The sequence below is a fragment of the Xanthobacter autotrophicus genome, assembly GCF_030015065.1.
Classification (GTDB): Bacteria; Pseudomonadota; Alphaproteobacteria; order Rhizobiales; family Xanthobacteraceae; genus Xanthobacter; species Xanthobacter autotrophicus_D.
Genome location: NZ_JAIVFN010000140.1, coordinates 1 through 9,991 on the forward strand (window position 1 = coordinate 1; position 9,991 = coordinate 9,991).

Sequence of the window (9,991 nt, forward strand, 5' to 3'; positions counted from 1 at the left end):
GGGGAAGTCGGGTGAGAGGTGTGGCGGTCCATAGGGCGTTCCTTGGGGGGCGTTCCTCGACCGGCGCGCTTCGGGCACGGCTTGTGGGCCGGCGCGCCGCTGACCCACAGTCTAGCGCGCATGGACCGGCAGGTTCGCTCAAATCCGCCTTATCAAGTGACCGAAGCAGGCATAACCTGCCAATCAGAACCGTCTTTGGAGCGAAAACGTGCGCCTCGACGCCATCGACCGCAAGATCCTCGCCGCCCTCCAGCGCGACGGGCGCATGAGCATCGCCGATCTCGCCGACGAGGTTGGCCTCTCCCCATCGCCGTGCCTCAGGCGCGTGCGGGCGCTGGAGGAAGTGGGGCTCATCTCGCGCTACGTGGCGGTTCTGGACCAGCGCAAGGCCGGGCTGCCGGTGAGCGTGTTCGTCTCCATCAAGCTGGAGCGGCAGAAGGAGGAGGCGCTGGATGCCTTCTCCGCCGCCATCCGCGCCTGGCCGGAGGTGCTGGAATGCTATCTCATGACCGGCCAGCGCGATTACCTTTTGCGGGTGGTGGCGGCGGACCTCGACGCCTATGAGAGGTTCCTGAAACAGAAGCTGACCCGGCTGGAGGGGATCGCCTCCATCGAAAGCTCGTTTTCGCTGGAGCAGGTGAAATATTCCCACGTCCTGCCGCTGCCCTGAGGGCGCGCCGGCGGGCCGGGGGCAGGAGCGGCGAGGAGGAGGCCCCATGAGCGTGCGCGTCGGCATCGGCGGATGGACGTTCGAGCCCTGGCGGGGCGTATTTTATCCGGAGGGACTGCCGCACAAGAAGGAACTGCCCTTCGCCGGCGAGCGCCTGAAAACCATCGAGATTAACGGCACCTTCTATCGCACGCCCTCGGCCAAGTCCTGCGCCGAATGGGCGGGACAGGTGCCGGACGGCTTCGTCTTCTCCCTCAAGGCGACGCGCTATGTCACCCATCGCCGGGTGCTGGCGGAGGCGCAGGAGAGCGTGGCTAAGTTCATCGCCAGCGGCATCGTGGAGATGGGCGACCGGCTCGGCCCCATCAACTGGCAGTTCGCCGCCACCAAGGCGTTCGACCCGGACGATTTCGCAGCCTTCCTCGCCCTCCTGCCGGACAGCCACGAGGGCGTGAGGCTGCGCCATGCGGTGGAGGTGCGCCACCCCTCCTTCGCGGTGCCGGAGTTCGTGGCGCTGGCGCGCAGGCACAAGGTGGCGGTGGTCTATGCCGACCATGACGACTACCCCGCCATCGCCGACGTGACGACGGACTTCACCTATGCCCGGCTCCAGCGCACGCGGGAAGAGGTGGAGACCGGCTATGACGCCGACGAGCTGGACCGCTGGGCCAAGGCCGCCCATGCCTGGGAGAAGGGGGCGGTCCCGGAGGGCCTGCCCACGCTCGCCCCGGCGGCGAAGGCTGGCAAGGCCAAGCGCGACGTGTTCCTCTACCTGATCAGCGGGGCCAAAGTGCGCAATCCGGCCGGGGCCATGGCGCTGCAGGCGCGGAGCGATCAGCCTTGACCTCGATCAACGCCGTATTGCTGCACCGCCGTAAGTTGTAATCTCAAGTCCGCCCCGAAGCCCCGCGGGAATGGCTTGCCTAAACGGCACTTTTTCGCAGGATCTTCCGCGGGCGCATCTGCACGCCGAAAAGGTGTCCGTCATGAAGCGCACGCTGGTCATCGTCCTCGCTCTCCTCGCCGTCGTGGGCGCGGGCGGCGCCGGCGCCTGGTACATGGCGAGCCGCAGCCGCGCCCTGCCGCCGGGCTTCGCCTATGGCAACGGCCGCATCGAGGCGACGCAGGTGGACGTGGCCACCAAGGCCGCCGGCCGCGTGCTCGACGTGCTCGCGGAGGAAGGCGACTTCGTGCAGCAGGGCCAGGTGGTGGCCCATATGGACGTGGCCGAGACCGCCGCCGCCCTGCGCACCGCCGAGGCGCAGGCGAGCCAGGCCCGCCAGGCCCGCGACACCGCCACCCATGTGGTCGAGCAGCGCAAGGGCGAGCTGGACCTCGCCGCCAAGGAGCTGGAACGGCAGGAGACCCTCGTCGCCAAGGGCTTCGCCACCGAGCAGAAAGTGGATCAGTACCGCACCACCAAGCTCACCGCGCAGGCGGCGCTGGCCGCCGCGCAGAGCAGCCTCGCGGCCAGCGAATCCGCCATCCGCGCCGCCGAGGCGGAGGTGGAGCGCCTGACCCGCATGGTGGACGACGGCACCCTCACGGCGCCGAAGTCCGGCCGCGTCATCTACCGTCTCGCCGAGCCCGGCGAGGTGCTGGGCGCAGGCGGCAAGGTGCTCACCTTCATCGACCTCTCCGACGTGTACATGACCATCTTCCTGCCCGCCGCCGACGCCGGCTCCATCGGCCTCGGCGCCGAGGCGCGACTGCTGCTGGAGCCGCTGCCCGGCCGCGCCGTGCCGGCCGCCGTCTCCTTCGTGTCGGCGCGGGCGCAGTTCACCCCCAAGCAGGTGGAGACCCAGCGCGAGCGCGACCGCATGATGTTCCGCGTGAAGCTGCGCGTGGCCCGCCCGCTGGTGGAGAAGTATCTGGAGCATGTGAAGACCGGCGTGACCGGCGTCGGTTATGTGCGCATGGATCCCAAGGCGCAGTGGCCGGCCTGGCTGGATTCGGACCTCGTGCGCGAGGCCGGCCAGTGAGCGGGAACCCGGTGGGCGGCGGGGCGGACATGCCCGCCGGCGTCCCTGCGGAGGCCTCGGGACAGGGCGCCGCACTGCGTCTTTCCGGCATCCGCCACCTCTATGGCCGCACCGTCGCGGTGGATGGCCTCGACCTCGACATCGCGGAAGGCGCCTCCGTGGCGCTGGTGGGGCCGGACGGGGTGGGCAAGTCCACCCTCCTCGGCCTGATCGCCGGGGCCAAGCGCATCCAGCACGGCAAGGTGGAGGTGCTGGGCGCGGATTTTTCCGATCATCGCGCCCGCGAGGGGGCGCAGCCGCGCATCGCTTTCATGCCGCAGGGGCTGGGGCGCAACCTCTATCCCAACCTCACGGTGGCCGAGAATATCGCCTTCTTCGCCCGCCTGTTCGCCGAGGAGGCCGGCGCCAAGGGCGGACGCGTGGCGCCGCTGCTCGCCGCCACCGGCCTTGATCCCTTCGCCGACCGGCTCATGCGCAAATTATCCGGCGGCATGAAACAGAAGCTGGGCCTGTGCTGTGCCCTCGTGCACGACCCGGACCTGCTGCTCCTGGACGAGCCCACCACCGGCGTCGATCCTTTGTCACGCCGCCAGTTCTGGGATTTCATCGAGACCATCCGCGCCGCCCGCCCGGGCCTCACCCTGCTGGTCGCCACCGCCGACATGGAGGAGGCGGCCCGCTTCCAGCGTGTGGTGATGGTGGACGGCGGCCGCATCCTCGCCGACGGCAGCCCGGCGGAGCTGCTGGCGCGCACCGGCCAGCCGAACCTGGAGCGCGCCTTCATCTCGCTCCTGCCCGAAGGCCGGCGCGGCGACGGCGACGGCACGGAGCATGTCGAGGCCATCGCGCCGGATGCGCCCATCGCCATCGAATCGCGTGGCCTGACCCGGCAGTTCGGGGATTTCGTGGCCGTGGACCATGTGAGCTTCAAGATCCGCAAGGGCGAGATCTTCGGCTTCCTCGGCTCCAACGGCTGCGGCAAGTCCACCACCATGAAGATGCTCACCGGCCTTCTGCCGGCCTCCTCCGGCGAGGCGCTGCTGTTCGGCGTCGAGGTGGACCCCACCGACATCGAGACCCGCCGGCGCGTGGGCTATATGAGCCAGGCCTTCTCGCTCTATGGCGAACTCACCATCCGCCAGAACCTCGACCTGCACGCGCATCTGTTCTCCCTCCCGCAAAAGGAGGCACACCGGCGCATCGCCGAGCTGGTGCGCGCCTTCGACCTTGGCACCCACCTCGACGCCCTCGCCGACGGCCTGCCTTTGGGCGTGCGCCAGCGCCTGTCGCTGGCGGTGGCGGTGCTGCACGAGCCGGAGGTGCTGATCCTCGACGAGCCCACCTCGGGCGTGGACCCGGTGGCGCGCGACAATTTCTGGGACCATCTCCAGCGCCTGTCGCGGGAGGAGGGCGTCACCATCTTCGTCTCCACCCACTTCATGGGCGAGGCCGAGCGCTGCGACCGCATCTCCTTCATGCATGCCGGCAAGGTGATCGCCACCGGCATGCCGCAAGCGCTCAAGGACGAGAAGCAGGCGGCGACGCTGGAGGACGCCTTCATCGCCTATATGGAGATGGGCGGCCGCGCGGCGCAGACCGACGCCCGCCTGCCGCCCCCCGCGCCGAGGGCCGCCGGCCGCCGGCCCTCCGCCTTCTCACCGCGCCGGCTCGGCGCCTATGCCTGGCGCGAGACGCTGGAGCTGAAGCGCGACCCGGTGCGCCTCGCCTTCGCCCTGCTCGGCACGGCGTTCCTCATGATCATCTTCGGCTACGGCATCACCCTCGACGTGGACAAGCTGCGCTTCGCCGTGCTCGACCGCGACCAGACGCCGGAAAGCCGGGCCTATGTGGACGGCTTCGCCCACTCCCCCTATTTCGTGGTGCAGCCGCCGCTCAGCGACCCCGCCGACCTCGACCGGCGGCTGAAATCCAACGCCATCGCCTTCGCCATCGAGCTGCCGCCCGATTTCGGCGCCGACCTGCGCTCCGGGCGGCCCACCGAAGTGCTGGTGACCATCGACGGCGCCATGCCGTTCCGCGCCGAAACCATCCAGGGCTATGTGGCGGCGGTGCACGCTCTGTTCCTGTCGGACGCGGCGCAGCAGGCCGGGCAGACCACCACCGCCGCCGCGACGCTGGAGATGCGCTACCGCTACAACCAGTCGTTCCGCAGCCTCGACGCCATGGTGCCGGCCACCATCGCGCTCATGCTCATCTTCATCCCCGCCATCCTCACCGCGCTGGGGGTGGTGACGGAGAAGGAGCTGGGCTCCATCACCAACCTCTATGTGACACCGGTCACCAAGCTGGAATTCCTGCTGGGCAAGCAACTGCCCTATGCGGGGGTGGCCTGCTTCAATTTCAGCGTCATGGTGCTGATGGCCCTGTTCCTGTTCGGGGTGCCGCTGAAGGGGTCGTTCCTCGGGCTGGCGCTCGGCGCGCTGGCCTATGTGCTCGCCACCACCGCCATCGGCCTTGTCTCCTCCACCCTCACCAACACCCAGGTGGCGGCCCTGTTCGGCACCGCCATCGGCACCATGATGCCGGCCACCCAGTTTTCCGGCATGCTCCAGCCGGTGGCGACGCTGGAGGGCGGGGCATGGGTGCTGGGCACCTTCTTCCCCACCACCTATTTCATGCGCATCAGCGTGGGCGCCTTCACCAAAGGCCTGGGATTTTCCGAACTGCTGCCCTTCGTCCTCGCCACCGCCGCCTTCTGGCCGGCGCTGCTGGCGCTCGCCTTCGTCATCCTGCGCAAGCAGGAGGTGTGAGATGGCGGCGCCCTCCCCTCCCCCGGACAAGATCCCAGCCGCGAGCCCGCCCCGCTGGCGCGCCTTCCTCGGCAATGTGCGCGAGCTGGTGGTGAAGGAACTGATCAGCCTGTGGCGCGATCGGGCGCTGCTGGTTCTGGTGGTCTATTCCCTCACCCTCGCCATCGTGCTGCAGGCCAACGGCATGAAGCACGACCTCAACCGCGCCACGGTGGGCGTGGTGGACGAGGACAATTCCGCCCTCTCAAACGCCATCCTCGACGCCCTGCTGCCGCCGCGCTTCCAGCGGCCGGTGCCGCTCGCCCCGCAGGAGGTGGACCCCGGCATGGACGCGGCGCGCTACACTTTCGTGATCAACTTTCCGCCGGACTTCCAGGCGGACGTGCTGGCCGGCCGCTCGCCCTCCGTGCAGCTTCTCATTGATGCCACGTCCCTGATGCAGGCCGGCCTCGGGGCCAACGACCTCTCCGCCATTTTCCAGGAGGAGGTGAACCGCTTCGTGCTGCGCCATTCGGAGGGCGTGGCGAGCCCGGTGGAGCTTCAGGTCCGCATCGCCTTCAACCAGGGGCTGGAATCCTCCTGGTTCACCGGCACCATGGGCCTCATCACCAACATCACCATGCTGTCGGTGCTGCTGGCCGGCGCCGCCCTCATCCGCGAGCGCGAGCACGGCACGCTGGAGCACCTGCTGGTGCTGCCGGTGCGCCCGTCCGAGATCATGCTGGCCAAGATCATCGCCAATGGCGCGGTGATCCTCGCCGGTTCCGCCTTCAGCATCGTGGTGGTGCTGAAATGGGGGCTCGGCATGGGGATTGCCGGCTCGGTCCCGCTGTTTCTCGCGGGCGCTGCGCTCTATCTGTTCTTCACCGCCTCGCTGGGCATTTTTCTCGGCACCCTGTCGGGGTCCATGCCGCAGTTCGGGCTGTTGTTCTTCCTCACCGTCCTGCCCATGAACATGCTGTCCGGCGGCTTCACCCCGCTGGAGAGCATGCCGCAATGGCTGCAGGTGGTGATGCAGGCCTCCCCGTCCACGCAATTCGTGGCCTTCGCCCAGGCCATCCTCTATCGCGGGGCGGGGATCGAGACGGTATGGCCGCGCTTTGCGGCCACCTTCGGCATGGGCGTGCTGTTCTTCGCCGTGGCGCTGGCGCGCTTCCGCACCTTCCTCGCCGCCCAGCAGTAAGAGGGCCGCGGAAGCCGGCGCGGCGCTCAGATATAGTCCACGAAGGAGGACAGCGCCTCCTTCGAGAGGTCGCGCATCTGGGCGAGGGTGTAGGTGTCGAGCACGGTGCCGATGGCGTCGCGCACCTGCACCATGAGCAGGCGCACCTCGCAGGTGGCCACGTCGCAGTCCTCGCACGGCTCGTAGGCGTTGCGGCTGGCGCAGGGGAAGGGTGCCAGCGGTCCGTCGAGGGCGCGGATCATCTCGCCCACGACGATGTCCTCCGGCGCCTTGGCAAGGCGATAGCCGCCCAGCTTGCCCTTCTTGGAGGACAGGAAGCCGGCATTGCGCAGTTCCCCGAGAATGACATCCAGGAACTTCTTGGGGATGTTGTTGGCCTCGGCGATGTCGGCCACCTGCGTGGACCCGCCCGGCGGCAGGCGGGCCAGGTGGACCGCGGCCTTGAGACCATACTTTCCTTTTTTCGTCAGCATGCTGCGCCCTCTCGCGGGCTTATGCGGATGCGCGCGGCCACAGTCAACCGGCGGGCGAGTGTAAAATAGGGCGGCGAGACCGTGGGGCGGCGCATCAGCCTTCCTGCGCACCGTCCTTCAGCTCATGGCGGGCCATCAGGGGCGCCTGGGCCATGGCGAAGGCGAAGGTGAGCGGGAGGTAGCCGAAGGTCTTGAACGCCACCCAGGCATCGGTGGAGAAGGAGCGCCACACGATCTCGTTCAGCACCGCCATGACCAGGAAGAACACGCCCCAGCGCAGGGTGAGGACGCGCCAGCCATCGTCGGTCAGCTTCACCATGCCATCGAACACGTAAGGCAAAAGCGGCTTCCTGAAATAGAGCCCGCCCAGCAGCAGCCCGCCGAACAGGGCGTTCACCATGGTGGGCTTGAGCTTGATGAAATGATCGTCCTGGAGCCACAAGGTGAGGCCGCCGAACACCATCACCACCAGTGCCGAGACCAGCGGCATCACCGCGATGCGCCGTGCCAGCACCCACATGGCGGCCAGCGCGGCCAGCGTCGCGACCATGAAGACGCCGGTGGCCACATAGATGCCGCCATAGCCGTTGGCGGCGAAGAACAGCACCAGCGGGCCGAGCTCGAGACCGATCTTGAGCCAGGGGCTCATCTTGGGGCGGGCGGATGCTGCGGTCTGGGTCATGGCGGGCCGGTGGGAGGAACAGGCGCGCGGATCGGCGCCTCGCGCCTTCATGTGGCGCCTGCGCGCGGCACAATCAAGGCGGCTTCGTCCGCAAGGCGCGCCGGCGCGGCCGAAACCCTATCGCAGCGGACCGAGGCAGGCCGTCAGTTCCGGCCCTTCCCGCGGCACCCGCGCCTGGAGCCGGGCGGCGAGGCGCTCCACCCCGGCGGAGGGATTGCCCGCATCGCGCCGCCGGGGATTGGGCAGCATCACCGCCAAAAGGGCCGCCTGCCGCGCATCCACCCGCGCCGCCGGGATGCCGAAGGCCCGGCGCGCCCCCGCCTCCACCCCGAACTCCCCGTTCGGGCCCCATTCGGCGATGTTGAGATAGATCTCGATCAGCCGCCTCTTGCTCACCACCAGGTCGAGCCACAGGGCCAGCGGGATCTCGAACGCCTTGCGGATCAGCGCCCGCCCCGGCCACAGGAACAGGTTCTTGGCGATCTGCATGGGGATGGTGGAAGCCCCGCGCGCCTCCTCCAGCTCGTCCGCCTTCTCGATGGCGGCGCGCATCTCGTCGAGATCGACGCCCCAATGGCTGCAGAAGCTCGCATCCTCGGAGGCGATGACGGTGCGCACCAGCGCCGGCGACATCTGCTCGATGGGGGTCCAGACCCGCTCCACCGGCTTGCCCTCCACCCACCGCACCAGCATGAGGGTGGAGACCGGATCGACCACATTGTAGGCGATGGACAGGACCAGCGGGATCGCGGCGAGGGCAAGCACCACGCGCAGCACCAGAGCGACCATCCATGACCCTCCCTCGCCCGCCTGGCGCCCCGCCGGCTTGACCCGAGCTTACAGCTTGACCCGGCCTTCTGGTTGGGGCACCCGGTGGCCCCCGTCAACGGCGCGCCCGGCCCGGGCGTTCCCTCCCGCCCCGTTCGTGGCACGCTGGCCCCAAGGTGACCGATCGTGACCCTCTCCCTCAAGGACCGGCTCGACGCCTCCGCCGCGGCCACCGAGGCCCGCATGGCCCTGGCCCTCGCCGACGCCGCGCTGGCCGGCGAGCGGCTGCGGCCCGGGCGGCTGATGGCCGCCATGCGCCACGGCGCGCTGGGCGGCGGCAAAAGGATGCGGCCGTTCCTGGTGATGGAGAGCGCCGCTTTGTTCGGCCTTCCGGCGGAACGGGCGGTGACCGCCGCCACCGCCATCGAGTGCATCCACTGCTATTCCCTGGTCCATGACGACCTGCCGGCCATGGACGACGACGATTTGCGCCGGGGCCGGCCCACCGTGCACCGGGCCTATGACGAGGCCACCGCCATCCTCGCCGGCGACGGCCTGCTCACCCTCGCCTTCGACCTGCTGGCGGGAGAGGATGCCCATCCCGATGCCGCCGTGCGCATCGCCTTGGTGCGGGCGCTGGCGCGTGCGGCGGGCATCGGCGGCATGGTGGGCGGGCAGATGCTGGACCTCGCCGCCGAGGGCCGCTTCTCCGGCGGCGCGCCCCTCGCCCTCGCGGAGGAGGCCATCCGCGACCTCCAGGCCATGAAGACCGGCGCGCTGCTGGCGGTATCCGTGGAGGCGGGCGCGCTTCTGGGCGGTGCCACAGCGGCCGAGCACGATGCGCTGCTCGCCTATGGCCGGGCGCTGGGCGCCGCTTTCCAGATCGCCGACGACATCCTCGACGTGGAAGGCACCGCCGAGGAGGTGGGCAAGAAGGTGGGCAAGGACGCCGCCGCCGGCAAGGCCACGCTCGTCTCCCGGCTCGGACTGCCCGCCGCCCGCACCCTGCTCGACCGGCTGGTGGCGGATGCTTCCGCCGCCCTCACCCCCTTCGGCGCGCGCGGCGCGGTGCTGGCCGAGGCCGCCCGCTTCGTGGCCAACCGGCGCAACTGAGCGCCACGTTCGCGCGGCGGGTCGGCGGCGCCGGCCCCGCCCGCCGCGCGCAACCATGTGACGGCTTTCTCCATCAGGCCGGTTTCAATCGGCAGGGTTCCGGCTTTATGGTCTGGTCCAAGACAGACAAGGTCGGACGCCGTGATGAACCGCCGAAAACTGCTCACCCGCGGCGCCGCGCTGGCCGCCGTGCCCCTGGCCGGCCCCTATGCCGCGCTGGGGGAAGCGGCGGAATCCGATGTCATCATCATCGGCGCCGGAGCGGCGGGCATCGCCGCGGCGCGCAAGGTGGCGGAATCCGGCCACTCCTACCATTAAAAATAAACATCTGACGCTGCCGACGGCTTAA

10 protein-coding genes are annotated in these 9,991 nt (G+C 69.4%); 7 read left to right on the plus strand and 3 right to left on the minus strand.

Annotated features, from left to right (window positions below; genetic code table 11):
• The first annotated feature begins 208 nt into the window (after positions 1-208).
• The 5 genes from K9U40_RS20075 to K9U40_RS20095 all read left to right on the plus strand — a co-directional run bounded on the left by K9U40_RS20075 (position 209) and on the right by K9U40_RS20095 (position 6,606).
• Positions 209-670: an Lrp/AsnC family transcriptional regulator gene (locus K9U40_RS20075; RefSeq protein WP_282891891.1), complete on the plus strand. Its 462-nt coding sequence runs from the start codon at positions 209-211 to the stop codon at positions 668-670.
• Between the two features lie 46 nt (positions 671-716).
• Positions 717-1,514 carry a DUF72 domain-containing protein gene (locus K9U40_RS20080; RefSeq protein ID WP_282891892.1) on the plus strand — a complete coding sequence of 266 codons (798 nt, stop codon included), beginning with the start codon at positions 717-719 and terminating at the stop codon, positions 1,512-1,514.
• Positions 1,515-1,656: 142 nt separating this feature from the next.
• Positions 1,657-2,652, plus strand: a complete 996-nt coding sequence (locus K9U40_RS20085; RefSeq protein ID WP_282891893.1) for an HlyD family secretion protein — start codon at positions 1,657-1,659, stop codon at positions 2,650-2,652.
• A gap of 29 nt (positions 2,653-2,681) precedes the next feature.
• Positions 2,682-5,423: a ribosome-associated ATPase/putative transporter RbbA gene (gene rbbA / locus K9U40_RS20090; RefSeq protein WP_282891898.1), complete on the plus strand. Its 2,742-nt coding sequence runs from the start codon at positions 2,682-2,684 to the stop codon at positions 5,421-5,423.
• A gap of 1 nt (position 5,424) precedes the next feature.
• Positions 5,425-6,606, plus strand: coding sequence for an ABC transporter permease (locus K9U40_RS20095; protein WP_282891894.1), 1,182 nt, complete (start codon positions 5,425-5,427; stop codon positions 6,604-6,606).
• Positions 6,607-6,632: 26 nt separating this feature from the next.
• Here the strand turns inward: K9U40_RS20095 and K9U40_RS20100 are convergent, their stop codons facing one another.
• The 3 genes from K9U40_RS20100 to K9U40_RS20110 all read right to left on the minus strand — a co-directional run bounded on the left by K9U40_RS20100 (position 6,633) and on the right by K9U40_RS20110 (position 8,550).
• Positions 6,633-7,079, minus strand: coding sequence for an RrF2 family transcriptional regulator (locus K9U40_RS20100; protein ID WP_282891895.1), 447 nt, complete (start codon positions 7,077-7,079; stop codon positions 6,633-6,635).
• Between the two features lie 94 nt (positions 7,080-7,173).
• Positions 7,174-7,761 carry a septation protein A gene (locus K9U40_RS20105; protein WP_282891899.1) on the minus strand — a complete coding sequence of 196 codons (588 nt, stop codon included), beginning with the start codon at positions 7,759-7,761 and terminating at the stop codon, positions 7,174-7,176.
• Between the two features lie 117 nt (positions 7,762-7,878).
• The gene (locus K9U40_RS20110) at positions 7,879-8,550 is read right to left on the minus strand and encodes a transglycosylase domain-containing protein (protein ID WP_282891896.1); all 672 of its coding nucleotides are present in this window, start codon (positions 8,548-8,550) and stop codon (positions 7,879-7,881) included.
• A 222-nt stretch (positions 8,551-8,772) separates the two neighbouring features.
• On the opposite strand from K9U40_RS20110, the gene K9U40_RS20115 reads away from it, so the two are divergent.
• On the plus strand, positions 8,773-9,642 hold the full coding sequence (locus K9U40_RS20115) for a polyprenyl synthetase family protein (protein WP_282891900.1): 870 nt from the start codon (positions 8,773-8,775) through the stop codon (positions 9,640-9,642).
• 144 nt (positions 9,643-9,786) lie between these two features.
• Positions 9,787-9,960 carry an FAD-binding protein gene (locus K9U40_RS20120; RefSeq protein WP_282891897.1) on the plus strand — a complete coding sequence of 58 codons (174 nt, stop codon included), beginning with the start codon at positions 9,787-9,789 and terminating at the stop codon, positions 9,958-9,960.
• The last annotated feature ends 31 nt before the right edge of the window (positions 9,961-9,991 follow it).

Excerpts from the sequence above, each read along its gene's own strand:
- K9U40_RS20080 (WP_282891892.1), top strand. The coding sequence starts at position 717 with ATGAGCGTGCGCGTCGGCATCGGCGGATGGACGTTCGAGCCCTGGCGG.
- K9U40_RS20085 (WP_282891893.1), top strand. The coding sequence starts at position 1,657 with ATGAAGCGCACGCTGGTCATCGTCCTCGCTCTCCTCGCCGTCGTGGGC.
- rbbA (WP_282891898.1), top strand. The coding sequence starts at position 2,682 with ATGCCCGCCGGCGTCCCTGCGGAGGCCTCGGGACAGGGCGCCGCACTG.
- K9U40_RS20095 (WP_282891894.1), top strand. The coding sequence starts at position 5,425 with ATGGCGGCGCCCTCCCCTCCCCCGGACAAGATCCCAGCCGCGAGCCCG.
- K9U40_RS20100 (WP_282891895.1), bottom strand. The coding sequence starts at position 7,079 with ATGCTGACGAAAAAAGGAAAGTATGGTCTCAAGGCCGCGGTCCACCTG.
- K9U40_RS20105 (WP_282891899.1), bottom strand. The coding sequence starts at position 7,761 with ATGACCCAGACCGCAGCATCCGCCCGCCCCAAGATGAGCCCCTGGCTC.
- K9U40_RS20110 (WP_282891896.1), bottom strand. The coding sequence starts at position 8,550 with ATGGTCGCTCTGGTGCTGCGCGTGGTGCTTGCCCTCGCCGCGATCCCG.
- K9U40_RS20115 (WP_282891900.1), top strand. The coding sequence starts at position 8,773 with ATGGCCCTGGCCCTCGCCGACGCCGCGCTGGCCGGCGAGCGGCTGCGG.
- K9U40_RS20120 (WP_282891897.1), top strand. The coding sequence starts at position 9,787 with ATGAACCGCCGAAAACTGCTCACCCGCGGCGCCGCGCTGGCCGCCGTG.